The following is a 24351-nucleotide window of genomic DNA, read 5'->3' as shown; positions in this document are numbered from 1 at the left end:
CGGACCGCCCGCCGCTGGAAGGTCCAGATCAGCATCCTGTTCTGCGGGAGGGGAGACCGATGAGAAGGTGGCTGATCTTGCTGCTGTTCATCGTCCTGGCCGGCGCGCTTACCGCCGCCGGCGCCGCACCCGCCCAGCCCACCAGGATCAAGGTCGGCATCCTGCTGCCCCTGACCGGTCCGTTTGCCGCCGTGGCGGAGACCCAGAAGAACGGCGCCCTGCTGGCGATCGACACCGTCAACGCCAAGGGCGGCCTGGCCATGCCCTGGGGGAAGGTCCAGGTGGAAGGGGTGGTGGCCGACGACGAGGCCAAGCTGGACGTGGGTGTGCGGCGCTTCCGCTACCTCGTCTCGGAGGGAGTGAAAGGTGTCGGCGGCCAGACGTGGGCTCCCCTCGCCTACGCCCTGAACGCCGTCGTGATGAAGGAACCGCTCCCCTACTTCCCGACCTGCGTCATGGCGAAGGAGGCGTTCCTCAAGGGTAAGCTGGCCGACACCACCTTTGCCGTCGCCTACAGTCCGTGGACGGTGGGATACATGTCCGGCACCTCGGCCGTCAAGGTGCTGGGGAAGCGGCGCATCTTCTTCCTGGCCCGGGCCGACAGCTGGGGCTGGGACATCCGGGACGGCGTCTACGCCGCGGCCAAGCAGCATGGCGCTGAGGTGGTCGGCTACGACGAGGTGCCGCTCGGGACCACCGATTTCACCACGGTGCTCCAGAAGGTCCGCGCCGCCCGGCCCGACGTCTTCATCTCCGCGCAGTTCGCCGCCGACGCCGTCGCCCTGTTGAAGCAGGTCCATCAGATGGGCCTGAACAGGGAGATGACCATCTTCAACGCCTTCATCACCAACGTTGTGGCGAAGGGACTTCCTCCGGAGGCCCTGGAGGGCGTGTACGCCATGCACTACTTCTACTACGACCTCAGCGACCTGGGCCACATGGGGGTGACCAAGAGCGCGGCCGCCTTCACCGAGGCGTACCAGGCCAAGTTCGGAACACCGCCCGACGCCTACGCCACCATCGCCTATACGGCTTTCAGCGAGATGTTCAGGGGGTTTGAGACGGCGGGCACCTTCGAACCGAAGGCGGTGGGCCGGGCGCTGGTGGCCAAGCCCCAGTTCACGACGGTCAAGGGACCGGCCCGCTGGCGCGAGGATCATGCCGCCGTCTACCAGTTCGCGGCGTTCCTGGTCAGGGGCAAGGGGGCGGGCGAGCAGAAGCATCCCTGGGACCTCTTCAAGGTCCTGGGCTATCAGGGCGGCGAGGTTGTGATGCCGGACCTGAAGTCCATGGGGTATTAGCGGAGTCCTGGTGTCGGTGGGACGATCCGCCGACAGACGGCGGGGCGGGAGCGCCCGCGGGGCCTCGCGGCACGGCCCTGCGGGCGCGCGAGGCAGAAGGGAGACCCGGTGGTGAGCACTCCCGGCGGGGCCGAGTTGCTCAGGGCCGTCGGGGTCACGAAACGCTTCGGCGACCTCGTGGCGGTGAACGGCGTCACCTACGCGTTGCGCGAGAACGAGGTGGCGGGCATCGTGGGCTCCAACGGGGCGGGCAAGACCACCCTGTTCAACCTCCTCACGGGCTACCACCTGCCCGATGAAGGCACCATCCTCTTTAGCGGCCAGGACATCACCCGGTACCCGCCCGAGAAGCGGATCGAGCTGGGGCTGATGCGGAGCTTTCAGCTCACCTCGACCTTCGACAACCTCACCACCACCGACAACCTGGTGCTGGCCTACTTCCGGGCGCGTTACCGCCCTTCGCTGCTCTCGATGGTGCTGACGCCCCGCCGACGCTACTGGGATGAGGCGCCGATCGAGGAGGCGCTGCAGAACTTTGATCTCTGGGACGTTCGCCACCGCCTGGTGCGGCACCTCAGCCTGGGCGAGAAGCGCCGCCTGGAGATTGCCATGGCCGTGCTGGCCGATCCCCGGGTGCTGCTGCTGGACGAGCCCCTGGCGGGCCTCAGCGAGGCGGAGATCAAAGGAGTGCTCGGCGTGCTGCGCCGACACATCGGCCGGCAGACCATCCTGATCGTGGAGCACAAAGTCTCCCAGATCGCCGGCTTCGTGGAGCGGCTCACCGTGATGCACGACGGCAGGATCATCGCCGACGGCGCCTACGCGGAGACCCTGCACCACCCGGAGGTCCGGCGGAGCTACTGGCAGATCGGGGCCGCGCCGGGCTGAGGCGATGTCCCGAGGGAGAGACGGGGCGGTGCACGACGGCGACCTGTTGACGGTCAGGGGGCTGAATGTCGCCTACGGGGAATCCAAGGTGCTGTTCGACGCGCACCTCACGGTCGGGCGCGGGCAGCTCGTGACGTGTGTGGGCCGGAACGGGGCCGGGAAGACAACGCTGCTGCGGACCATCGCCGGGTTCCTCCGGCCCACCTCCGGCTCGGTCATCTTCGACGGAAGCGACATCGTCGGTCTCCGTCCCTACCAGATCGCCCGGAGGGGGCTGAAGTATGTTCCGCAGGACAAGCGCGTGTTCTCGGACCTGACCGTTCGGGAAAATCTGGAGCTGGCCAGCCATGCCTCGGGCGACCGGAACTGGGAGCCGGTCTTCGAGCACTTCCCCAGGCTGCGCCAGCTCCTCGACAGGAAGGGCGGGTACCTGAGCGGCGGGGAGCGCCAGATGCTGATGATCGGCCGGGCGTTGCTGGGCCGCCCCCGTCTCCTCCTCATCGACGAGCCCACGGAGGGGCTGGCCCCCGGTCTCGTGGAGCACCTCAGAGATGTGCTGAAGCAGTTGAGCCGGACGACGACCCTGGTGATCGTGGAGCAGAATCTGCCGGTGGTCTCCGCGATCTCCGAGAAGGTCTACGCCGTGAAGGAAGGGCGGATCGTGGCCGAGATCTCAGACCCGGAGGCGATCAGGGCCAATGTCTGTGAGCGCTACCTCTAAGGGCAGGGGCCTCCGGTCGGTCCCCGGCATGCTGCGCTGGTGGTCCGGCATACTGGCCGCCTTTCTGGTGGTGGCCCTCCTGCGGGTGTTCATGTCGCTGCCCTTCGCCACCGAGGTCGTGATCTTTTCGATCTACGTCATGGGCTGCAACTTCCTCCTGGGACGGGTCGGGTTCATCTCCTTCGGCCAGCCGGCCTATCTGGCCGTGGGAGCGTACGCCACGGCCTTCTACCTCTTCTATGCCGGCACCAACCCGTACCTGGGCATCCTGGCCGGACTGCTCGCGGGGGTGGCCGTTGCTCTGCTCGTCGGGCCGCTCTTCGTCCGCCTGCGCAGCGACTACTTCGCCCTGGTCAACCTGGCGCTGGCCGTGATCATGTACTACCTCATGGAGAAGGTCCTGGCCAAGTTCACCCACGGCGACAACGGGTTGTGGTTCCTGACCCGGATGACCGCCACCCCGGTGGTGAATCTGACCACGCCGGCCGGGTTCTTCGTCTTCGCCTTTGTCGTCGCCCTGGTGCTGTGGGCCTTCTACAAGTATCTGGACGAGACCATCTACGGCGCCTGCTGCCTGGCCACCAAGATCAATGAGGACAAGGTGCGCTTCCTGGGGTACAGCAACTTCGCCATCCGCTGGCTGGCCTTCGTCATCGCCAACACCACCACGGCGCTGGCCGGCTCCCTGTACGCGGTGTACTTCGGCTTTGTCAGCCCGGAGATCACCGGTCCGCACCGTGCGGCCGACCCCGTGGTGGTCACGATCCTGGGCGGCGTAGGGACCCTCTACGGGCCCATCATCGGGACCATCGTCTACACCGGGATGAAGGATGTCCTGAGCCGGATCATCGTGAACTGGGAGTTCTTCGTGGGATTCCTCCTGGTGTTCATCATGCTGGCCGGGGAGCAGGGGTTGTGGGGCACGCTGGAGGCCCTCCTGCGGCGGGTCCGACGGTCCGGGCGCCGCGCTCCCGTGCCGCAGGAGACGGGGTAGACGATGGAGACCCAGCTGGTGATCTCCGGAATCATCTACGGGCTGAGCATGGGCAGCATCTACTTCCTGCTGGCCATCGGCCTCTCCCTGTGCTTTGGACTGATGCGCATCATCAGCCTGGACCAGCTGCTGTACTACTCCCTCGGCGCCTATCTGACCTATACCGTGCAGGTGGCCACCGGGCAGATGTGGACGGCCATTCTGGTGGGCGCCTGCGTCGCGGGCGCGGCGAGTCTGCTCGTCGAGCGTATCGTCTTTCGCCGCGTCTACGCCCGGGACATCACCTTCACCATGATCACCTCCTTCGGGGTGCTGATCGGCGGCGTGGGAACGATCAAGTACATCTGGGGACTGATCCCCCGACCGGCGGCCATCCCGATCCAGGCCCAGGTCGTCCTCTGGGGAACGCCCGTCCCCACCTACCGCCTGATCGTCGTCGCCCTCTCCGTGCTGGTGTACCTGGGCATCGCGCTGTTCCTGAACCGGACGATCACCGGCAAGGCGATCCGCGCGGGGATCGAGGACGTGGACCACGTGGAGGGTCTGGGCATCGATGTCTACCGGCTCTTCACCGTCACCTTCGTACTCGCCGGCACGCTCTCCGGGCTGGCCGGGGGGTTGCACGCGCCGCTGATCATGGTGGACCCGCAGATGGGCCTCAGCGCCCTGGCCTTTGTCTTCATGGTCGTGATCATCGGAGGCCTGGGCAGCATCAAAGGCACGCTGGTGTCCGCCTTCCTTGTCGGGCAGGTCATGTCCCTGGGGTCCCTGGTGTACGCGCCTCTGGCGCAGATGGCCCCCTTCGCCATCATGCTCGGCATCCTGCTGGTGCGGCCGACGGGGCTGTACGGGAGCCCGCTGCTGAAGCGATGATCTCCCTGGGTGATCTCGCTTCCAAGGCCAGGGCGCGGCGTCTCACCACCGCCGAGCATGTGGCCGATGTGCTTCGGGAGGCCATCCTGCGGGGAGTGTTGCAGGGTGGCCAGCAACTCCAGCAGGATGCCCTGGCCGCCCAGTTCGGCGTGAGCCGCATCCCCGTCCGCGAGGCCCTGCGGCGGCTGGATGCGGAGGGACTCGTCACGGTCTACCCGCACCGCGGGGCGATCGTGTCCCAGCTCTCGGTGGCGGAGGTCGAGGAGATCTATGAGATCCGGGTGACTCTGGAGTGCCTGGCCCTGCGCCTGGCCATCCCCCGTCTGACCAGGGCGGACCTGGATCGGGCGGCGGCCATCCTGGATGAGATCGATCAGGTGGACGACATCGGGCGCTGGAGCGAGCTCAATCGGAGTTTTCACATGACCCTCTATGCTCCGGCCGACCGGAAACGGCTGCTCTCGCTCATCGCCACCCTGCGGGCCAACGTGGACCGGTATCACCGCATCTACATCTCCTTGATGCAGCACAAGGCGCAGTCCCAGCGGGAGCACCGTCGGATCCTGGACGCCTGCCGGCGGAGGCGCCAGGAGGAAGCGGCCGAGGCGCTGGAGCGGCACCTGATGACGGCGGCCCAGGGGCTGATCGCCTATCTCAAAGGAGGACAGGCCGCAGCCGGCGGCCGGGAGGCCGAGGCCCCGTAGCGGGTTCGGCCGCGGGCGGGACCGGCGACTGGGGACGATTGCGGAGGATGCCGATGGGACAGTGGAAGGTCGTCGTGACCGATTACGTCTTCCCCTCCCTGGATATCGAGCGGGAGGTGCTCGGGGCGATCGGGGCGGAGCTCGTCGCCCTGCAGGCCAGCCGGGAGGCGGAGCTGGTGCCGGCGGTGGGAGATGCCGACGGGCTGCTGGTCTGCTACGCGCCGGTGACGCGGCGGGTGATCGAGGCCGCGCGGCGCTGTCGGGTCATCGCCCGCTACGGCATCGGGCTGGACAACGTCGATCTCGCCGCCGCCGCGGAGCGGGGCATCGTGGTCACCAACGTTCCCGACTACTGCGTGGACGAGGTCAGCGATCATGCCCTGGCGCTCCTGCTGGCCTGTGCCCGGCGGATCGTGGACCTGCATGACCGCGTCCGGTCGGGACGGTGGGACGCCCGCGACGCCGTCCCCATCCACCGGCTGCGGGGACAGGTGCTCGGGCTCGTGGGCCTGGGGAAGATTCCGCGCGCCCTGGCCGCCAAAGCGCAGGCCCTGGGCCTGGAGGTCATCGCCGCCGATCCCTATGTGGACGCGGAGACGATGAAGCGCCTGGGCGTCCGCAAGGTGGAACTGGCGGAGCTGCTGGCGGAATCGGACTTCGTGTCCGTGCACGCGCCGCTTTTGCCCGAGACGCGCGGGCTGATCGGAGAGGACGCCCTGCGTAGGATGAAACCCACGGCCTACCTGATCAACACCGCCCGGGGCCCGATCGTAGACGAGCAGGCCCTGGCCCGGGCGCTGCGGGAAGGATGGATCGCGGGCGCGGCGCTGGACGTCCTGGCCACCGAGCCGCCGGGGCCGGACCATCCGCTGCGGGGGCTGGACCGCGTGGTGCTCACCCCCCACGTGGCCTTCTATTCCGAAGAGTCGCTGCAGGAGCTGCAACGCAAGGCGGCCGAGGAGGTGGCCCGGGTCCTCACCGGGCAGCCGCCCCGATACGCCGTCAGTCGGGTCCAACCCACGATGGAGACGAGGAGGTAGACGATGGCCACCCCCTGGTTCACCGATCGCTGGTTCACCAGTCCCCATAACTACGCCGAGGAGGTGCGGGCGCAGCTGCGGTTCTCGCCGTCGTTGCAGTTTCACGACATCACCCTGCGCGACGGCGAGCAGCAGACCGGGGTCGTCTTCAACACCGACGACAAGATCCGCATTGCGGAGAAGCTGGCCGAGGTCGGCGTCCACCGCATCGAGGCGGGCATGCCCACCGTGAGCCGAGCCGACGAGGAGGCAATCAAGGCCATCGTCCGTCGGAAGCTGGGCCCGAAGATTTTCGCTTTCTCCCGCTGCATGGTGCCCGACATCCAGCGGGCCGTGGACTGCGGGGTCAGCGGGGTGGTGGTGGAGATTCCGTCCAGCAAGCACATCATCGAGCTGGCCTACGGCTGGCCCCTGCAGAAGGCCATCGACCTCTCCGTGGAGGCGACGAAGTTCGCCCATGAGCAGGGCCTGCAGGTGGTGTTCTTCCCCATCGACGCCACGCGGTCCGAACCGGACTGGTTCGTGCGCCTCATCGAGGAAGTGGCCACCCACGGTCACATGGATGCCCTGGTCCTGGTGGATACCTTCGGCGGATCCAGCCCCCACGCCATCCAGTACTTCACCCGCTTCGTCCAGTCGCGGATCAACAAGCCCCTGGAGGCCCACTTCCACGACGACTTCGGAATGGCCGTGGCCAACACGCTGATGGCGCTGAGCCTGGGCGTGGAGGTGGCCCACGTGACGGTCTCCTCCCTGGGCGAACGGGCGGGCAACTGCGCCCTGGAAGATCTGGGGTTGGCCCTGCTCACCCTGTACGGCGTGGACGTCGGGCTGCGCACCGAGAAGTTCCGGGAGCTCTCCAAGCTGGTCCAGGAGCTGACCGGCATCCACCTCCCGCCCAATCGCCCCGTGGTCGGCGACCTGCTGTTCAAGGTCGAGTCGGGCATCATCGCCAGCTGGCTGGCGCGGCTGAAGGAGACGCGGCCGGTGGAGTTGTTCCCCTTCCACTGGGACCTGGTGGGGCACGAGCCGGCGGAGATCGTCCTGGGCAAGGGGAGCGGCCGGGACTCCGTCCTGTATGCCCTCTCCAAGATCGGGAGGGCCGTAAAGCCCGACGACCCGCGGGTGGACGAGATCCTGGTCCGGGTGAAGGAGCGCTCGCTGGCGATCCGGGGGCTGCTCTCCCTGGACGAGTTCCGCTCCATCGTCGACGCCGTGGGGTGACGGCGCGATCCATGGCCGCGACGCCGGTCATCGACCTGCACAGCCACTTCTTTCCCCGGGGCTTCGTTGAGCTGGTGCGCCGGCGGGGACAGCCCTACGGGGCCACAGTGAGCGTGCGGGATGGGACGGAGCGGCTGACCATGCCCGGCCACCCGCCGATCCCCCTGGGGCCGCAGTTTGTCGATGTGGACGCGCGCCGGGCCGCGGTCGCCGAGCAGGGTATCGATCTCCAGGTCCTGTCCCTGTCCCCGCCCATGGTCTACTGGGCGCCTCCGGACCTGGGCCGGGTGCTGGCCGAGGCCTTCAACGACGGGATCGCCGAGATCTGCCGGGCCTATCCCGACGTCTTTCTCGGGGCGGCCACGCTGCCGCTGCAGGACGTGTCGCTGGCCCTCCGCGAGGCCGAGCGCGCCCTGGGCCCGCTGGGGATGCGCGGTGTGTACGTGGGCAGCAGCGTCCGCGGCGTGTACCTCGACGACCCGCAGTTTGCGCCGCTGTGGGAGTTCGCCCAATCCCGCGCCGTGCCGGTCTTCACCCATCCCCAGCATCACCTGGATCCCGAGGCGCTGGGGCGCTTCCACCTGGCCAATACCATCGGGTTTCCCACGGAGACGGCGCTGATGGCGGCGCGGCTGATCTATGCCGGGGTCCTGGACCGCTATCCCGACGTCCCCGTGATCCTGGCCCACGGCGGGGGCGTGCTGCCCTTTGTGGTGGGCCGCCTCGATCACGCCCACAGCCGGCGACCGGAGTGCCGCGATGCCGTGGCCCAGCCGCCGTCGGCCTACCTGCGGCGTTTCATCTTCGACACGGTCACGCACAGCGATCGGGCGCTGCGCTTCCTCGTGGATGTGGTGGGAGCGGAGCGCGTGGCGCTGGGCAGCGATGCGCCCTACGACATGGCCCAGACCGATCCCGTGGGCCACGTGCGGCGTCTGCGGTTGCCGCCCGAGGCCGCGGGAGCCGTCCTGGGCGGGACCGCCGCCAAACTGTTGCAGGTCAGTGTTCCGGTGCAGAGGGAGGGGTGACCATGGGATATCACGAGTTCCTGCAGGGGTATCACGAATACCAGCCGCGCCGTGTCTTCAGCACCACGGCCACGGACTGGCAGGGGCGGGTGGACTTCACCCGCATGCGCGCCGACCGCCTGGCCCGGGCCCGCGAGCAGATGGAGCGGCACAACCTGGGCGCCATGGTGCTCTTCGTCGGCGAGAACGTGCGCTACGTCACCGGCGTCTGGCAGGGCAACTGGAAGAACAACATCTTCATCCGGTACTGCGTCCTGCCGCGGGAGGGCAAGCCGGTCCTGTTCGAGACCGTGGGCTCGGACATGGTCTGCGCCCAGATCGACGCCCCGTGGCTGGAGGGAGAGATTCGGCCGGCGATCACCTGGAAGTGGGCCGAGGGCGCCGAGCCCGAGATGGCCCAGCGCATGGCCCAGAGCGTGGCCGATGTGTTGCAGGAGCGGGGCGTGGCCCGAGAGCGCATCGGCATCGACGTGATGGACATGATGGCCTATCAGGCCCTCACCGGGCTGGGCCTGAACATCGTCAACGCCTGGCCGGCGATGTCCGCGGCGCGGGTGATCAAGACCCCCGACGAGCTGGAGTGCCTGAAGATCGCCGCGGCCCACGGCGACGCGGCGATGTGGATGGCCATGCACGAGTGGGCGAAACCCGGCGTCCGGGAGTCGGAGATCTGCGCCCGGGTCAACGAGTTCCTCTACCGCAGCGGCTTCGACTTCGTCTACGACATCATTGTGGCCAGCGGCGGCAACACCAGCCCCTACCGGCGCTGGCACACCGATAAGATCATCCGCCAGGGCGACCTGATGATCGTGGACATCAACGCCGTGGGCCCGGGCGGGTACTTCATCGATTTCGTCCGGTGCTGGAAGGTGGCGGCCAAGCCGACCCCCAAGGAGAAGGATCTCTACAAGCGCTGCTACGACTCGCTGTACGCCGGGATCGAGGCCATGAAGCCCGGGGCCACGACGGCCGATGTCGCGGCCAAATTCCCCGAGTACGACGACGACAAGTACGGCAGCGTCAGCCTGCAGCAATTCGCCCACAGCATCGGCCTGTCGCTGTACGAGGGGATGTGGGTCTCCCGGGCCTACTCCTTCAAACACCCCGCCCCGATCAAGCAGAACATGTACTTCGCCATCGAGACCTTCAGCGGCTTCCCCGGGCTGGAACAGACGGTGCGGCTGGAGGAGAACATCTGCATCACGGACAAGGGGGCGGAGCGGTTCACCCTCTGCGAGCATCCGGCGTACTGGTGGGAGTGAGGCGTCGGGTGGACGGCGTGCACGTTCGGCACACGGGGCAGGACCGGCTCCTGTGCCGGTGAGGTGAGGGCATGGCGTTCTGGCTGGGCCAGACCCTCAACGGGCTCTCCTTCGGCGCGCTGCTCTTTCTCATGGCCAGCGGCCTGTCGCTGATCTTCGGGCTGATGCGCATCGTCAACATCGCCCACGGGTCTTACTACCTGCTCGGCGCGTACATCGGGTTGACGGTGGTCAGGCGGACGGGACACTTCGGTCTGGCTCTGCTGGCGGCCATCGTCGCGCTGGCCCTGATCGGCGCGGTGATGCAGCGACTGTTCCTGGCGCGCTTCTACCGGCAGGAGCAGGCCCAGGTCCTGCTGACGATGGGATTCTCCTTCGCCTTCGCCGACCTGGCCCTGTGGTTGTGGGGAGGAGACCCGCAGCGCCTGGCCACGCCGGCGCCGCTGGCCCGGGCCGTGACCCTGGGACCGGCGTTCTTTCCGGCCTACCGCCTGGCCGTGTTGCTGGTGGGCGCCGCCGTCGCCGTGGTCATCTGGCTGGTGCTGGAACGGACCCGACTGGGCGCCGTCGTCCGGGCCGCCGTGGACGACCAGGAGATGGCGCGCGGGCTGGGGATCAATGTGGCCCCGATCCTGACCGGCATGTTCGCCTTCGGCGCGGCCCTGGCCGGATTCGGGGGCGTCATGGGCGCCCCGTTCCTGGGGGCGTACCCCGGCCTGGACAGCGACGTCCTCCCGCTGGCCTTCGCCGTTGTGATCATCGGAGGGCTGGGAAGCCTCAAGGGTGCGCTGGTCGGCAGCATGCTGGTCGGCGTCCTGGACAACTTCGGGAAGGCCCTGTTCCCCGAACTGTCCTACTTCACCCTGTTCGTCCCAATGGCGGTCATCCTGGCCCTCCGGCCGACGGGGCTCTTCGGCCGAGGATGAGCCATGAGGCACCGGCGTCGTCGAGCGCCGTGGTTCCTGATCGGAGGGGGGCTGGCGCTGCTGCTCATCCCGCAGCTCGTGCCGGTCTATTTCACCCATCTGCTGATCCTGACGCTGGTCTACGGGTTGGCGGCGATGAGCCTCGACCTGCTCCTGGGGTACACGGGGCTGGTTTCCTTCGGGCACGCCGCCTACTTCGGCACGGCCGCGTACACCATGGGCGTGGTGGCGCAGCGCCTCCAGACGGGATCCCTGACGGCGATGGGGGCCGGCGTCCTGGCCGCCGCCGTCCTCGCCGCGCTCTTCGGGCTCCTGGCCATGCGGGCCACGGCCGTGTACTTTCTGATCATTACTCTGGCCCTAGGCATGGGCACGTGGGGGTTGGCCTATCGCTGGGTGTCGATGACGGGAGGAGACAACGGACTGCCCGGGATTCCGGCCGTAGACCTGGGATTCGGGTGGCCGCTGCGCGACCCCGTCGCCCTCTACTACTTCATCCTCCTCGTCTGCGCGGCGGCGGCCTTCCTCCTCTACCGGCTCACCCTCTCCCCCTTCGGATTGGCCCTGCAGGGCATCCGGGAATCGGAGGGGCGCATGCGCATGCTGGGGTACAACACCTGGCTGCACAAGTACCTGGCGTTCATCCTGGCCGGCGCCACCGGCGGGCTGGCCGGAACCCTCTACGCCGCCTACAACGGCTTTGTCAGTCCCACCGACCTGCACATCACGGCCTCGGCGGAACAGGTATTGATGGTCATCCTGGGCGGCTCCGGCACGCTGTTCGGTCCCGTGCTGGGGGCAGGGGTCGTGGTCTTCCTGCGCAACCTGGTCAGCGCCTACGCCCAGCGCTGGCTGCTCATCCTGGGCATCGTCTTCATCGTCACGGTCCTCCACGCTCCGGAGGGCCTGCTGGGGAAGGCCCTCACCCTGGCGGGGCGGCGGGCGAGACCGGCGGCTTCGGGGACGCCCGAAGCCGCCGGCGCGCGGCCGGGGGGCGTCGTCGCGGAACAGGCCACGGAACCGGAACAGGAAGGGGCATGAAGGGCGGACAGACCCAAGGCGAGGAGGTGGAAGGAGCATGGAGAGCAAGGCGACGGTGAAGCGTCTGACCGCGCTCACGGTGATAGGGATCGTCCTGGCGGTCGGCCTGTGGGCGGGCCCGCCGGCGGCGTCACAGCCCCGTCCCATCCGCATCGGTTTCATTGCGCCCACCACGGGCGTGTTCGCCGCCAACGGCCGGGACATGATCAACGGCTTCCTGATGTTCTGGGAGGAGCACGGGAATGCGGTGGCCGGGCGCCGGGTGGAGGTGATCGTGGAAGACGACGTCGGAGCCCCGGCCAACACCCTGACGAAGGCGCGCAGGCTGGTGGAGCAGGATCGCGTCTCCATGCTCGTCGGTCCCCTCACCGCGAGCTCCGGCCTGGCCCTGCGGGATTTCGTGGACAGCAACAAAATCCCGACGATCTTCCCCATCGTCTCCGCCGACGACATCACCCAGCGGCGGCGCACGCCCTACATCGTCCGGGTAGGGTGGACCAGCAGCCAGCCCAACCAGCCCTTCGGGGAGTGGGTGGCCAAGAACACCTCCTACCGGCGGATCGCCACCATCGGCTACGACTTCGCCTTCGGCCATGAGAACGTGGGCGGGTTCCAGCGGACCTTCGAGGAAAACGGCGGCCGCATCGTGCAGAAACTGTGGCCGCCTATCGGCGCCCCGGACTACGGCCCCTACCTCTCGCAGCTGCGGCGGGACATCGACGCCGTCTACGCCATCTTCTCGGGCGCCGACGCGCTGCGCTTCCTCAGCCAGTACCAGGAGTTCGGGTTGAAGGGGCGGATCCCGCTGATCGGAGGCGGCACGCTGACCGACGAGCACGTGCTCCCGCAGATGGGCAACGAGGCCCTGGACGTGATCACCGCCCTGCACTACAGCGCGGCGCTGAGCACGCCGGAGAACCGCGCCTTCGCCAGCGCCTACTCCAAGAAGACGCAGCGCTCGCCCTCCTACTACTCGGAGAACGCCTATACCGGGGCGCGGTTCATCTTCGAAGCGCTGCAGGCCGTCCGCGGCAACGTGGAGGACGCCCAGGCCTTCCTCGCCGCGCTGCGGCGGGTTACGATCGCCGACGCTCCCCGCGGGCCGGTGCGGCTGGACGCCTACGCCAACCCCGTGCAGAACATCTACATCCGGCGGGTGGAGCGGCGCGGCGGGCTGCTGCAGAACACGGTGATCTTCACCTATCCCAACGTCTCGCAGTTCTGGAAATACGACCCGGAGGAGTTCCTCAGGCAGCCCGTCTACAGCCGGGACTATCCGCCCCTGCGGCCCTGATCCCCGGCGGGGGCGAGGCGCCATGGGACAGGAAGAGACCGTTCCGGACCGCCGGGAGATGCTGGCCGCCGTCCGCGCCCGATTGAGCGTGGACCCGACGGCCACGGCCCTGGTGCTGGTGGACGCGCATCGGGGCCACCTGGATCCCGACGTGGCCACCATGCCGGTGGCACCGGAGGAGGTTCCCGCCGTGCGCGGCGCCCTGGCCCGTCTGGTCCGGGGGGCGCGCGCGGCGGGAGTGCCGGTCGTGCATGTGGTGATGACCCACCGGCGCATCCCGTATCCCGGCGCCGACAGCATGACCAACCCCTTCTGGCGGGCGGTGGAGGAGGCGGCGCAGACGCTCACCCCGGGCCGGCGGAGCACCATCCGCGGCCACAACCTGGAAGGCAGCGTGCAGACCGAGATCCTCCCCGAGCTGGGGCCGGAGCCGGCCGATTACGTGATCCGGAGCAAGAAGCGGCTCTCGGCCTTCTACGGCACCGATCTCGAGTTCGTGCTCCGCACGCGCGGCATTCGGACGGTGATCCTCGCCGGCATCAACACCAACACCTGCGTCCTGTGCACGGCCTTCGACGCCTTCAACCGCGATTACGCGGTGATCGTGGCCCGCGACGCCGTGGCCAGCATGTACGGACCCGACCTGCACCGCTTCGGGCTGGAGAACGTGAGCCGCTGCCTGGGGTGGGTCCTGACCACCGACGAGATCCTGGAGGTGCTCGGGGCCCGGGCGGCGGCGGAGGGATAGGAGGCCGGAGGATGGCCACCGGGGCGCAGGGCGCCCCCTGCCTTGTCCTGGAGTCCGTGACGAAGGACTTCGGCGGGCTGCGGGCCGTGGACCGCGTCAACCTTCGTGTGGAGCAGGGTCAGCGCCGGGCCATCATCGGGCCCAACGGCGCGGGCAAAACGACGCTGTTCCATCTCATCAGCGGGGAACTGCCGGTCAGCGCGGGCCGGATCCTCTTCTTCGGTCGCGACATCACCGGGCTCCCCAGCTACCGCCGGACGGCGCTGGGCCTGGGACGGACCTACCAGATCACGACCCTCTTCCCCCGCCTCTCCGTCCTGGAGAACGTCCTGCTGGCCCTGCTGGGCACCGACGGGAGAAAATACGATCCCCGCCGCCCCGTCCATGCCCACGGTGACCTCGTGGACGATGCCCGGCGGCTGCTGGATACCGCCGGGCTGTGGGAACGGCGGGGCGAGACCGTGCGCAGCCTCTCCCACGGCGAGCAGCGGCAGATCGAGGTCCTGCTGGCCCTGGCCGGTCGGCCGAAGCTGCTGCTCCTCGACGAACCCACGGCCGGCCTGTCGCCCGCCGAGGCCCGGGTGCTGACCCGCCTCGTGCGGGGGCTCGATCCCCGGATCACGGTGCTGCTCATCGAGCACGACATGGACGTGGCCTTCGAGGTGGCGGAGGTGATCACCGTCATGCACCTGGGACGCGTGCTGGCCGAAGGAACACCGGGCACGATCCAGGCCAACGCCGACGTGCAGCAGATCTATCTTGGAGCCGGACTGTGAGCGCGGCGTAGGACGATGACGGCGGCCCTGCAGGTGGACGAGATCCACACCTACTACGGGGAGAGCTACATCCTCCAGGGCGTCTCCCTGCGGGTCCTCCCCGGCCGGCTCGTCGCCGTCCTCGGGCGCAACGGCATGGGCAAGACCACCCTCATCCGCTCGGTGATGGGCTTCACGCCGCCGCGGCGGGGAGCCATCTACTACGAGGGCCGGGAGATCACCGCGCTCCCCTCCCACGCCATCGCCCAGCAGGGTATCGGGCTCGTGCCCCAGGGGCGCCGGATCTTCCCCTCCCTGAGCGTGCTGGAGAATCTCACCGTGGCGGCGCGGCGCGGCGCCCGGGACGGGTGGACCCTCGAGCATATCTTCGATGTCTTCCCGCGCCTCCGGGAACGCGCCCACCACCGGGGCAACAAGCTCAGCGGCGGGGAGCAGCAGATGCTGGCCATCGCCCGGGCGCTGATGACGAACCCGCGATTCCTGATCATGGACGAGCCCTCCGAGGGCCTGGCGCCGCTGCTGGTCCAGGATCTGGCGCGGATCCTCTTGGAGCTGAAGCAGCAGGGCCTCTCCATGCTCATGGTGGAGCAGAACCTGGCCCTGGCGCTACGCCTGGCCGACCACGTCTACGTCATGAGCAAGGGGCGGGTCGTCTTCGACGGAGATCCCGAGCGCCTGCAGGCCGAAGACGAGATCAGGCAACGGTATCTGGGGGTGTGACGGTGCGCAGCATGGTGGTGGAGCGGTTCGGCCAGCCGCTGGTCCCCGCAGATCGGCCGGAGCCGGTGCCGGGGCCCGGCGAGGTCGTGATCCGCGTGCTGGTCTGCGGCCTGTGCCGCACCGACCTCAAGATCGTTGACGGACGGATGCCCTTCTCGGCCCGACAGGTCCTTCCCCACGTCCCCGGTCACGAGGTGGTCGGGGAGGTCGCCGCTCGCGGCCCGGGAACGGCGCTGCCGGTGGGCCAGCGGGTCGTCGTGTTCAACTACTGGGGCTGCGGACGCTGTCCCCACTGTCTGGCCGGCGAGGAGAACCTCTGCGACGCGCTGCGGGGATGGGTGGGTTTCACCACCCCCGGGGGGCTGCAGGAGTATCTGACGGTGCCCGAAGGCTACCTGCTGCCGCTGCCCCCCAACGTCACGGATCCACAAGGCGCGGCGATGTCCTGCGCCCTGGGCACGGGCTACCGCGCCGTGGTGACGCGGGGCGCGGTTCGGGCCGGCGAGACGGTGGTCGTCATCGGCACCGGCGGGGTGGGGCTGCACGCGCTCCAGTTTGCCCGTGCCGCCGGCGCCCGCACCGTGGCGGTGGACGTCGGCCAGGCGCAGCTGGCCGCCGCGCGGCAGGTGGGAGCGGACCTCGCCGTCCGACCGGAGGAGGCCTCCGGGGTGAGCCGGGAGGTCACCGGGGGACGCGGGGCCGACCTGGTCGTGGACTGCGTGGGCAGCGGCGCCTCCACTGCCCTGGCCGTGGGGCTGGTGCGCAAGGGCGGGCGCATGGTGCTGGTGGGCTACACGACCGACGAGGCCCATCAGCCGACGATCCCCACCGACCAGATCGTCCTGCGCGAGGTGAGCATCATCGGCTCCCGCTACCTCACCCGGCCGGAGCTGGCCCGGGCCATCGACCTCGTCGGGCGCGGTCTGGTGCGTCCGGTGATCTCCGAGGTCCTGGAGCTGGCCGAGGTCAACACGGCGCTGCAGCGGATCCGGGAGGGACGCGCCGCCGGCCGCGTCGTGGTGCGCGTTGCGGGGGCGGCGTGATGCGTTCCTGGGCGCCCGGCGCCTTCGGCGTCGACTACGAGCAGCGCGTGGAGTTTTCGCGGCTGCGGGCCGGCCGGTTGAACCGCGTCCGGGAGCAGATGCGGCGCCGCGAGCTGGACGCCCTCCTGGTGTGGAAGGACGAGAACGTCCGCTATCTGACCGGGCTGCGCCCCCAGCTCATCGCCGGAAAGAGCGGGCTGCTGAACGGCGCGCTGCTCCTTCCCGCCGGCGATCCGATTCTGTTCGTCTCCGGCGGCGATGCCGACCGGGCGGCGCAGGGCATGCCCTGGATCGCCGAGTTCTACCCCATTCCCATTCTCGAAGAGCAGGGGTTGATCGATCACGTCGTCGCAGTGATCCTGGGCGGGGTCCTGCGCCGTCACGGCCTGCAGGCCGCGCGTATCGGTCTCGATCTGGCTCCGCAGGCGATGCACGACGCCCTCCGCGCGCGTCATCCCGGGGTGCGCTGGGTGGACGGAGACGCGGCGATGCAGGCGGCGCGGCTCATCAAACTGCCTGAGGAACTGGCCCTGGTCGAGGAGGCCGTCGCCATCGCCGAGGCGGTGACGCAGGCCGCGGTTGAGGCGGTGCGTCCCGGCCGCCGGGAGTGCGACGTCGCCGCGGAGGCGATGCAGGCCCTCTACCGTCTGGGCGGGGAGTATGCCCACGTGATCACGCCCTTCGTCGCCTCGGGCGAGCGGATGTCGCCGCCGACGCGGCTGGCCACGGACAAGGTGATCCGCCACGGGGATCTGGTCTTCATCGACATCGGGGCGATGTGGAACGGATATTTCGCCGATCTCGGACGGACGGTGATCTGCGGGACGCCGTCCGCCGAGCAGCGGCGGATCTACCGGGCGGTGCACGCCGCGCAGCAGGCCGGCATCGAGGCGATGCGCCCCGGCGCCACCACGGGGCAGGTGGCCGCGGCGGTCCGACAGGCGGCCGTGGGGCACGGGCTGGCGGAGCGCTTCCTGAACCTGTTCATCGGGCACGGGATCGGCGCGGGCGCCAATGAGCCGCCCTATGTGGGCGAGGTGTTTCCCGGCGCGGCCGAGGTGGAACTGCAGCCCGGCATGCTCTTCGCCCTGGAGCCGCTGATCTGGGTCCCCGGAGTGCCCGGCGGCGGCGGGGTCCGGCTGGAGGACATGGTGCTGGTCGCCGAGGACGGCCCGCGACGGCTCTCCCGCCTGCCCTACGATCGACGGTTGCTGGAGACGCACGACTGACGGCCGGAACCATCCCGGCAGCGGAGGAGGTCCTGATGGAGATCTTTGTCACCCAGCCGGTTCCCGAGACGGCGCTGACGCGGCTGCGGGAGGTGGGCACGGTCCGCGTCTATCCCGACAGCAGCCGCATCCTGCCTTACGAGCAGTTGCGGGAAGAGGTGGCCCGCTGCGACATCCTGTACTGCCTGCTGCACGACCGGGTCGATGCCGGGATCATTGCCGCCGGTCGACGCCTCCGGCTCATCGCCAGTTCGGCCGTCGTGCCCGCGCACGTGGACATCGCCGCGGCGACGGCCCGCGGCATCCCCGTCACGCATATCCCCAACATCGTCTCGGAAGCCACCGCCGACCTGCAGTGGGGGTTGCTGCTCGCCGTGGCCCGGCGCATCGTCGAGGGCGACCGGGCGGTGCGGCGGGGGCTGTTTCCCGGCTCGCAGTCGATGTACTTTGTGGGCGCCGAGGTGAACGGCAAGGTCCTGGGGACGATCGGCCTCGGCGCCATCGGGCGCGGGATCGCCCGCCGGGCCGCGGGGTTCGGGATGACCGTGCTCTACACCAAGCGCGGCCGGCTGAGCGTGGCCGAGGAACGGCAGCTGGGGGTGGAGTATCGCCCGCTGGACGCCCTGCTGGCAGAGAGCGACTTCGTCGCGATCAACGCCAGCTACCACCCCGGCACCCATCACCTGATCGGCGCGCGGGAGCTCGGCCTGATGAAGCCCACGGCCTACCTGATCAACACCGCCCGCGGGCCCATTGTGGACGAGGCCGCGCTGGTGGAGGCGCTGCGGGCCGGACGCATCGCCGGCGCCGCGCTCGACGTCTACGAACGGGAGCCGGAGGTGCATCCGGGACTGCTGGACCTCGACCGGGTGGTGCTGACCCCGCACCTGGGGAGCGCCGCGGCCGAGACCCGCGAGCGCATCGCCGCGCTGGTCGTGGACAGCATCCTGACCTTCCTGCGCGGCGGCCGGCCGCCCTTCGTGGCCAACCCCGAGGTCCTGACGGGCGGGAGGGGCTGATGCTGGATCTGGCGGTGCTGGGCGGCACGGTGGTGACACCGCTGTCCAGCTTTCGGGCCCACGTCTACCTTCACGAGGGCCGTGTGGCGGCGGTGAGCACCGAGCGTCTGCCGGCCCGCGAGGTGGTGGACGCCGCCGGACTGCATGTCCTGCCGGGCATGGTGGACGCCCACGTCCACTTCATGGACCCCGGGGCGACCGACCGCGAGGACTTCATCACCGGCAGTGCCGCGGCAGCGGCCGGGGGAGTGACCACGGTGATCGAGCACACCCACGCCCACCCGGTCTGCGACGCCGCTGCGCTGCGGGCCAAGGCCGCGCATCTGGCGCGGCGCTCGCTGGTGGACTTCGGACTGGCGGCCCATGTGCTTCCCGACCGGCTGCAGGAAGTCCCGGAGGTCTGGGCGGCCGGAGCGCTCTACCTCAAGGTCTTCACCTGCACCACGCACGGCATTGCCGGCCTGAGTGCGGCCGATCTGCTCCATGTGTTCAGGACGGCGGCCGCGCACGGCGCGATCTGTCTGGTGCACTGCGAGGACGACGCCATTACGGCCTTTGCGGAGCGGGAGCTGCGGGCGGCCGGCCGCCGCGACTTCGCCGTCATTCCCCTGTGGCGCTCGCGGGAAGCGGAGTGGACCGCCGCGGCGACCGTGGCCCTGCTGGCCCGCCTGACCGGCGCGCGGGTCGTCGTCGCCCACGCCAGCAACCCTCAGACCGTCGAGCTGGCCGGGCGGGAGCGTCGTCGGGGCGGGGCGGTGTGGGTGGAGAGCTGCCCCCAGTACTTCTACCTGCGCGAGGACGAGGTGGAACGGCTGGGGCCGTTCCGGAAGTTCACGCCGCCGGCGCGGGCCCGCAGCGCCGACGACGAGCGGGCGATGTGGGCCCTGCTGCGCGGGGGAGAGATCGCCTATGTGGCCACGGACCACGCGCCGGCGACGCGGGCCCAGAAGCAGGACGGCGACATCTGGCAGGTCCACTTCGGTCTGCCCGGCGTGGAAACGACGCTGTCGTTGCTGCTGCAGGCCGTACACGAAGGACACCTCACGCTGCCGAGGCTGGTGGAGGCGGTGGCCGAGACGCCGGCCCGGCTGTACGGGCTGTATCCGAGGAAAGGCACGCTGCAGCCCGGCGCGGATGCGGATCTGGTGCTGGTCGACATGAGCCAGGAGCGGGTGCTGCGCGACGAGGAGATCCTCTCGAAGGCCGGATGGACGCCCTATGCGGGGCGGCGGGTGCGAGGCCGGCCGGTGGCCACGTTCGTCCGCGGCCGACGGGTCGCCGCCGATGGTCGGCCCGTCGGTGAGCCGGGATGGGGGCAGTGGCTGCGCCGTGTACCGGCATTGTAGTGGAGGAGGTGTACTGCAGCGATGGCGGTGAGATCAGGGCGCGCCCGGCGGCGGAGGGGCCGACCGGACGAGGAGGCCCCGGGGCGAACGGTCGAGGTCGCCGGCATGCGCATCGAGTACGACGTGCCCGTGCCGATGGACGACGGCGTGGTGCTCCGCGCCGATGTCTTCCGGCCCGCCGCCCCCGGACGCTATCCGGCCATCGTGAGCTACGGGCCGTACGGCAAGGGCCTGCCGTATCAGTGGGGATACCGGGACCAGTGGCGGGCCCTCATCCGGGCCTTCCCCGAAGTCGCCGAGGGATCGTCGTGCCGGTATCAGAACTGGGAGGTGGTCGATCCGGAGAAGTGGGTCCCCGACGGCTACGCCTGCGTGCGGGTGGACTCGCGCGGGGCGGGGCGGTCCCCCGGCCTCCTCGACATCTTCTCCCCGCGCGAGACGCAGGACTTCGCCGCGTGCATCGAGTGGGTGGCGGCCCGCTCCTGGTGCAACGGGAAGATCGGGCTGAACGGGATCTCCTACTACGCGATCAATCAGTGGCTGGTGGCCGGGCTGCAGCCGCCGCACCTTGCCGCGATGTGCGCCTGGGAGGGGGCCGCCGACTACTACCGCGACTGGCACCGGCACGGCGGCATCCTCTGCACCTTCACCGGGTCGTGGTTCAAGGCCCAGGTGGAAACGGTGCAGCACGGTGTCGGGACGCGGGGAGCGGTCGATCCCAACACCGGCGAACTGGTGGCCGGCCCCGACACCCTGCCCGACAGCGTGCTGGCGCTGAACCGGGTGGATCCCCAGCGCGAGGCGCTGCGGCGCGAGCTGGACGATTCCTGGTACCGCGAGCGGTCCGCCGACTGGTCACGGGTCACCGTGCCGTTTTTGTCCGCGGGCAACTGGGGCGGACAGGGCCTGCACCTGCGCGGCAACGTTGAGGCGTTCGCGCAGGCGGCATCGAACCGGAAGTGGCTGGAGATCCACGGGCTCGAGCATTGGACCCACTTTTCGACCCACTACGGCCTCGCCCTCCAGAAGCGGTTCTTCGACCACTTCCTCAAAGGTCTGGACAACGGCTGGGACCGGGAACCGCCCGTGTTGCTCCAGATCCGCCACGTCGACGGGTTCGAACCTCGGAAGGAGACCGCCTGGCCGCTGGACGGCACCCGATGGACCCGCTTCTACCTCTCACCCGCCGACCGCACCCTGCGGCCCGACCCCCCCGCGGCCCAGGCCGCAGCGACGTACCGGGCGCTGGAGGAGGGTGTTACCTTCTCCACGGCGCCCTTCGAGGCGCCGACTGAAGTCACCGGTCCCGTGGCGGCGAAGCTCTTCATCGCCTCCTCGACCGCGGACGCCGACCTGTTCCTGGTCCTGCAGCTCTTCGACCCGCACGGCAGGGAGGTGACCTTTCCGGGCGCGGTGGAGCCGCGGGCGCCCATCGCCCAGGGCTGGCTGCGGGCTTCCCACCGCAAACTGGACCGGCAGCGCTCCACGCCCTACCGTCCCTATCATGCGCACGACGAACGGCAGCCGCTGGTGCCCGGACAGGTCTATGAAGTCGATGTGGAGATCTGGCCGACCTGCATTGTAATTCCCCCCGGGTACCGGTTGACGCTCACGGTGCAGGGCCGGGACCTGGAGCGTCCGGTCTCGGGAGAGACCCTCGGACCCTGGCAGGCGATGCGGGGCTCCGGGCCGTTCGTGCACAACCATCCGTGGGATCGGCGTCCGGAGATCTACGGCGGCCGGGTGACCGTCTACGGCGGCGGCGCGACGCCGTCCTTCCTGCTCCTGCCCGTCGTCCCTGACCGCCACGGGGGGCGCGGGTGAGGCCGGAGGCCTTCCCGGACGCGGGCAGGGACCTCCTCAAGGTGAGCGGACGGCCTCCAGCGTATAGGCCATTCGTGCGTCGAAGGATCGTCGGGGCCGTCGGGGCTGTCCTGCTGCTTTCGTGTTCCACCGTCGCCGCTCCGGCGGGGCGCTTCTTCCTGGAGGGCGACGGGACGGTGCATCTGATCAACGTGCGGACCGGCGCCGGCGGCGCGATCCGCTACCGGACGCCCCGGGGCGACTACCCGCCGTCGGCCCGGAAGCGGCTCAACGAGATCTTTGGGGTCCCCCCGGACGCTCCCGTAGGGATGGCCCTCCGACTCATCGCCCTCCTCGACTATCTGCAGGATCGCCTGCACGGGGGAAGGATCCGGATCATCTCCGGGTACCGGAGTCCCGGCGACAACGAGGCGCTCCGCCGCCAGGGTCGGCTGGCGGCGCGGACCAGCCTGCACCTCGAGGGCATGGCCGCCGACATCGCGATGGAAGGAGTGAGCGGGCACCGGCTGTGGACCTTCGTCCGAAGCCTGGACTGTTGCGGAGCCGGGTACTACCGCCAGACGCAGGTTGTGCACCTCGACGTGGGTCCCAGCCGCTTCTGGGACGAGACGACGACGAGGGTGGAGCAAGACCTGGGGGCCAAGAACAGACTCCTCCTCCTGCGCACGGAGTGGGATCGCTACCGGCCCGGCGAAGAGGTCCGGCTGACGTTGGGCCGCATCACGGATTACCCCGTCGGCGTGCGTCGCGACGGGCAGCTGGTCCACGCCGGTGGGGCGGTTGCCGGTGTTCGGCTGGACGGGGTGCAGACCGACTGTCTCCTGCTGCGGAGCCCTGGCGCCGCCCGGGCCCTGGTCTGGACGATTCCGAAGGCGGTCCCCCCCACGACCCGGGCTCGGATCCGCCTCTCCTTCTGTCAGCGGCTCTTCCCGGAGATGCCGGAAGCGACCGACTCCAACCCGATCTCCGTCCGGTAGCCCCGGCCGCCGCTCCTGGTTCCGGTTCCCGACGCTGTGGTAGAGTCAATGGGTGGGCCGATCATGGCGAAGAGCAGAGCGCGGCGCGAGCACGGACAACAGGTCTGTCCCCGGTTCCATCGGGCCATCGAGCTGGTGGGCAAGCGGTGGACCGGAGCGGTGATCCGGGCCCTGATGGACCGGCCGCGCCGGTTCGGGGAGATCCTGGAGGCGATCCCGGATCTGCACGACCGCCTGCTTTCCGCACGCCTGAAGGAACTGGAGGCGGAGCGGATCGTGGAGCGGCGGATCTATCCCCACACGCCGGTGCGCATCGAGTATGCCCTCACCCGGCGCGGACGCGATCTCGAACGCATCCTGGCCGAAGTCGAACGGTGGGCCCACCGCTGGCTCCCGCGCCCCAGATCCTGACCGGCCGTCTGAAACCTTGCGCACTTGACCTTTATGGTCCTATGATAAGCCCATGAAGGACATCAATGTCAGCGAGCTCAAGGCTCATCTGAGCAAATACCTCCGGATGGCCGGGCGCGGGATGCGCATCACCGTGAAGGACAGGAACGAGCCGATTGCGGAATTGGGACCGCCGGCCGCGGGCGCGCTGGCCTGGCACGACCGGCTGGCGCGGGAGGGCCGACTCCGGCCGGGGACACAGAACTGGAGCGCGCTCCGCATCTCCCCCCTGGACCGACCGGTGGATATCCAGGAGGCGCTGCGCGCCGTGCGCGAGGATCCCGGTGAAGTACGTCGACGCTAGCGCGGTGCTGCGCGTCGTGTTCATGGAGCCGGGACCGACGGTTCCGCTCGGCGGCGCGGGCCGGGTGGTCTCCTCCCGGGTGGTGGAGGTGGAGACGTTCCGGGCGATTGACCGCGCGCGGCTGCTGGGCCACCTCAACGACACGCAGACCGCGATCAAGCGCAAGGAGCTGACCGACCTGCTGGCGATGCTGGATCTGGCCGGCGTCGACGATCGGGTCATCGCGGGAGCGAAGAGCTCCTTCGCCATCCCCGTTCGAGCGCTGGACGCGATCCATGTGGCGACCGCGGAGATCCTGGCCGCGGAAGCCCCGGAGGAGCCTTTGGAATTCTGGACCCACGACGACCGTCAGGCCACGGCCGCCCTCTCGCGCGGGCTCACCGTGCGGGGCATCTGACCGCGGGAGGGCCCTCCGGCGGCGCATCGGGTGCCGGCTTCCCGGGTGCGGGCCCCAGGCATGCCACCGCCGCCCGGGTCAGGGGCGCGACCAGCAGCACGGCCGGAAGGCCGTGGACGACGCTCCAGGGGCTCCCTCGGTGGCTGGAGGAATGATGCCGACCAATTGTCCGTTGTTTATGAATTAGACGGGTACCGGCCTCGAAGAGCCTCGAAGAGAGAG

25 protein-coding genes are annotated in these 24351 nt (G+C 69.5%); all 25 read left to right on the top strand.

Annotation, left to right across the window (positions count from 1 at the left end):
- The first annotated feature begins 59 nt into the window (after positions 1-59).
- The 25 genes from QN141_04510 to QN141_04390 all read left to right on the top strand — a co-directional run bounded on the left by QN141_04510 (position 60) and on the right by QN141_04390 (position 24129).
- A complete protein-coding gene (locus tag QN141_04510) occupies positions 60-1301 on the top strand; it encodes an ABC transporter substrate-binding protein (protein MDR7557733.1) in 1242 nt (413 codons plus the stop codon).
- A 111-nt stretch (positions 1302-1412) separates the two neighbouring features.
- On the top strand, positions 1413-2189 hold the full coding sequence (locus tag QN141_04505) for an ATP-binding cassette domain-containing protein (protein MDR7557732.1): 777 nt from the start codon (positions 1413-1415) through the stop codon (positions 2187-2189).
- Positions 2190-2193: 4 nt separating this feature from the next.
- Positions 2194-2910, top strand: a complete 717-nt coding sequence (locus QN141_04500) for an ABC transporter ATP-binding protein (protein ID MDR7557731.1) — start codon at positions 2194-2196, stop codon at positions 2908-2910.
- Between the two features lie 28 nt (positions 2911-2938).
- Positions 2939-3904, top strand: a complete 966-nt coding sequence (locus QN141_04495; GenBank protein ID MDR7557730.1) for a branched-chain amino acid ABC transporter permease — start codon at positions 2939-2941, stop codon at positions 3902-3904.
- 3 nt (positions 3905-3907) lie between these two features.
- The gene (locus QN141_04490; protein MDR7557729.1) at positions 3908-4777 is read left to right on the top strand and encodes a branched-chain amino acid ABC transporter permease; all 870 of its coding nucleotides are present in this window, start codon (positions 3908-3910) and stop codon (positions 4775-4777) included.
- Positions 4774-5481 (top strand): GntR family transcriptional regulator, encoded by a 708-nt coding sequence (locus QN141_04485; GenBank protein MDR7557728.1) that lies wholly within the window; start codon positions 4774-4776, stop codon positions 5479-5481. The genes QN141_04490 and QN141_04485 overlap by 4 nt, the downstream gene beginning before the upstream one ends.
- Positions 5482-5534: 53 nt before the next feature.
- Complete coding sequence (locus QN141_04480; GenBank protein MDR7557727.1) at positions 5535-6521, top strand: C-terminal binding protein; 987 nt, start codon at positions 5535-5537, stop codon at positions 6519-6521.
- Between the two features lie 3 nt (positions 6522-6524).
- Positions 6525-7745 (top strand): pyruvate carboxyltransferase, encoded by a 1221-nt coding sequence (locus QN141_04475; protein ID MDR7557726.1) that lies wholly within the window; start codon positions 6525-6527, stop codon positions 7743-7745.
- Between the two features lie 11 nt (positions 7746-7756).
- A complete protein-coding gene (locus tag QN141_04470) occupies positions 7757-8773 on the top strand; it encodes an amidohydrolase family protein (GenBank protein ID MDR7557725.1) in 1017 nt (338 codons plus the stop codon).
- Positions 8774-8775: 2 nt separating this feature from the next.
- Positions 8776-10035, top strand: coding sequence for a Xaa-Pro peptidase family protein (locus tag QN141_04465; protein MDR7557724.1), 1260 nt, complete (start codon positions 8776-8778; stop codon positions 10033-10035).
- Positions 10036-10106: 71 nt separating this feature from the next.
- Entirely contained in the window at positions 10107-10961 is an 855-nt protein-coding gene (locus QN141_04460; GenBank protein ID MDR7557723.1) for a branched-chain amino acid ABC transporter permease, read from the top strand.
- 3 nt (positions 10962-10964) lie between these two features.
- Positions 10965-12002: a branched-chain amino acid ABC transporter permease gene (locus QN141_04455; GenBank protein MDR7557722.1), complete on the top strand. Its 1038-nt coding sequence runs from the start codon at positions 10965-10967 to the stop codon at positions 12000-12002.
- A gap of 37 nt (positions 12003-12039) precedes the next feature.
- Positions 12040-13296 (top strand): ABC transporter substrate-binding protein, encoded by a 1257-nt coding sequence (locus QN141_04450; GenBank protein MDR7557721.1) that lies wholly within the window; start codon positions 12040-12042, stop codon positions 13294-13296.
- A 22-nt stretch (positions 13297-13318) separates the two neighbouring features.
- Positions 13319-14044, top strand: coding sequence for a cysteine hydrolase (locus tag QN141_04445; GenBank protein ID MDR7557720.1), 726 nt, complete (start codon positions 13319-13321; stop codon positions 14042-14044).
- A gap of 11 nt (positions 14045-14055) precedes the next feature.
- Positions 14056-14820: an ABC transporter ATP-binding protein gene (locus tag QN141_04440; protein MDR7557719.1), complete on the top strand. Its 765-nt coding sequence runs from the start codon at positions 14056-14058 to the stop codon at positions 14818-14820.
- 15 nt (positions 14821-14835) lie between these two features.
- Positions 14836-15540: an ABC transporter ATP-binding protein gene (locus QN141_04435; GenBank protein ID MDR7557718.1), complete on the top strand. Its 705-nt coding sequence runs from the start codon at positions 14836-14838 to the stop codon at positions 15538-15540.
- Entirely contained in the window at positions 15537-16583 is a 1047-nt protein-coding gene (locus QN141_04430; GenBank protein ID MDR7557717.1) for an alcohol dehydrogenase catalytic domain-containing protein, read from the top strand. Before QN141_04435 ends, QN141_04430 begins: the two co-directional genes overlap by 4 nt.
- Positions 16583-17812 (top strand): Xaa-Pro peptidase family protein, encoded by a 1230-nt coding sequence (locus QN141_04425; protein MDR7557716.1) that lies wholly within the window; start codon positions 16583-16585, stop codon positions 17810-17812. The genes QN141_04430 and QN141_04425 overlap by 1 nt, the downstream gene beginning before the upstream one ends.
- Positions 17813-17847: 35 nt before the next feature.
- Complete coding sequence (locus QN141_04420; GenBank protein MDR7557715.1) at positions 17848-18831, top strand: D-glycerate dehydrogenase; 984 nt, start codon at positions 17848-17850, stop codon at positions 18829-18831.
- Complete coding sequence (locus QN141_04415) at positions 18831-20177, top strand: dihydroorotase family protein (protein MDR7557714.1); 1347 nt, start codon at positions 18831-18833, stop codon at positions 20175-20177. Before QN141_04420 ends, QN141_04415 begins: the two co-directional genes overlap by 1 nt.
- Before the next feature lie 21 nt (positions 20178-20198).
- Entirely contained in the window at positions 20199-22001 is a 1803-nt protein-coding gene (locus tag QN141_04410) for a CocE/NonD family hydrolase (GenBank protein MDR7557713.1), read from the top strand.
- Positions 22002-22075: 74 nt separating this feature from the next.
- Entirely contained in the window at positions 22076-22978 is a 903-nt protein-coding gene (locus QN141_04405; protein ID MDR7557712.1) for a DUF882 domain-containing protein, read from the top strand.
- Between the two features lie 63 nt (positions 22979-23041).
- Positions 23042-23389, top strand: coding sequence for a winged helix-turn-helix transcriptional regulator (locus QN141_04400; protein MDR7557711.1), 348 nt, complete (start codon positions 23042-23044; stop codon positions 23387-23389).
- 52 nt (positions 23390-23441) lie between these two features.
- On the top strand, positions 23442-23732 hold the full coding sequence (locus QN141_04395; GenBank protein MDR7557710.1) for a hypothetical protein: 291 nt from the start codon (positions 23442-23444) through the stop codon (positions 23730-23732).
- Positions 23713-24129, top strand: a complete 417-nt coding sequence (locus QN141_04390; protein ID MDR7557709.1) for a PIN domain-containing protein — start codon at positions 23713-23715, stop codon at positions 24127-24129. The genes QN141_04395 and QN141_04390 overlap by 20 nt, the downstream gene beginning before the upstream one ends.
- Positions 24130-24351 lie beyond the last annotated feature (222 nt).

The sequence above is a fragment of the Armatimonadota bacterium genome (genome assembly GCA_031459765.1).
Classification (GTDB): domain Bacteria; phylum Sysuimicrobiota; class Sysuimicrobiia; order Sysuimicrobiales; family Kaftiobacteriaceae; genus Kaftiobacterium; species Kaftiobacterium secundum.
This window is presented reverse-complemented; position numbering and strand designations above follow the sequence as displayed.

What these genes read in the sequence shown, in the direction of transcription:
- QN141_04470 (MDR7557725.1), top strand. Translation starts at nt 7,757, where the DNA reads ATGGCCGCGACGCCGGTCATCGACCTGCACAGCCACTTCTTTCCCCGG.
- QN141_04480 (MDR7557727.1), top strand. Translation starts at nt 5,535, where the DNA reads ATGGGACAGTGGAAGGTCGTCGTGACCGATTACGTCTTCCCCTCCCTG.
- QN141_04400 (MDR7557711.1), top strand. Translation starts at nt 23,042, where the DNA reads ATGGCGAAGAGCAGAGCGCGGCGCGAGCACGGACAACAGGTCTGTCCC.
- QN141_04420 (MDR7557715.1), top strand. Translation starts at nt 17,848, where the DNA reads ATGGAGATCTTTGTCACCCAGCCGGTTCCCGAGACGGCGCTGACGCGG.
- QN141_04500 (MDR7557731.1), top strand. Translation starts at nt 2,194, where the DNA reads ATGTCCCGAGGGAGAGACGGGGCGGTGCACGACGGCGACCTGTTGACG.
- QN141_04485 (MDR7557728.1), top strand. Translation starts at nt 4,774, where the DNA reads ATGATCTCCCTGGGTGATCTCGCTTCCAAGGCCAGGGCGCGGCGTCTC.
- QN141_04460 (MDR7557723.1), top strand. Translation starts at nt 10,107, where the DNA reads ATGGCGTTCTGGCTGGGCCAGACCCTCAACGGGCTCTCCTTCGGCGCG.
- QN141_04475 (MDR7557726.1), top strand. Translation starts at nt 6,525, where the DNA reads ATGGCCACCCCCTGGTTCACCGATCGCTGGTTCACCAGTCCCCATAAC.
- QN141_04510 (MDR7557733.1), top strand. Translation starts at nt 60, where the DNA reads ATGAGAAGGTGGCTGATCTTGCTGCTGTTCATCGTCCTGGCCGGCGCG.
- QN141_04425 (MDR7557716.1), top strand. Translation starts at nt 16,583, where the DNA reads ATGCGTTCCTGGGCGCCCGGCGCCTTCGGCGTCGACTACGAGCAGCGC.
- QN141_04445 (MDR7557720.1), top strand. Translation starts at nt 13,319, where the DNA reads ATGGGACAGGAAGAGACCGTTCCGGACCGCCGGGAGATGCTGGCCGCC.
- QN141_04490 (MDR7557729.1), top strand. Translation starts at nt 3,908, where the DNA reads ATGGAGACCCAGCTGGTGATCTCCGGAATCATCTACGGGCTGAGCATG.
- QN141_04435 (MDR7557718.1), top strand. Translation starts at nt 14,836, where the DNA reads ATGACGGCGGCCCTGCAGGTGGACGAGATCCACACCTACTACGGGGAG.
- QN141_04495 (MDR7557730.1), top strand. Translation starts at nt 2,939, where the DNA reads ATGCTGCGCTGGTGGTCCGGCATACTGGCCGCCTTTCTGGTGGTGGCC.
- QN141_04465 (MDR7557724.1), top strand. Translation starts at nt 8,776, where the DNA reads ATGGGATATCACGAGTTCCTGCAGGGGTATCACGAATACCAGCCGCGC.
- QN141_04455 (MDR7557722.1), top strand. Translation starts at nt 10,965, where the DNA reads ATGAGGCACCGGCGTCGTCGAGCGCCGTGGTTCCTGATCGGAGGGGGG.
- QN141_04410 (MDR7557713.1), top strand. Translation starts at nt 20,199, where the DNA reads ATGGCGGTGAGATCAGGGCGCGCCCGGCGGCGGAGGGGCCGACCGGAC.
- QN141_04395 (MDR7557710.1), top strand. Translation starts at nt 23,442, where the DNA reads ATGAAGGACATCAATGTCAGCGAGCTCAAGGCTCATCTGAGCAAATAC.
- QN141_04440 (MDR7557719.1), top strand. Translation starts at nt 14,056, where the DNA reads ATGGCCACCGGGGCGCAGGGCGCCCCCTGCCTTGTCCTGGAGTCCGTG.
- QN141_04415 (MDR7557714.1), top strand. Translation starts at nt 18,831, where the DNA reads ATGCTGGATCTGGCGGTGCTGGGCGGCACGGTGGTGACACCGCTGTCC.
- QN141_04450 (MDR7557721.1), top strand. Translation starts at nt 12,040, where the DNA reads ATGGAGAGCAAGGCGACGGTGAAGCGTCTGACCGCGCTCACGGTGATA.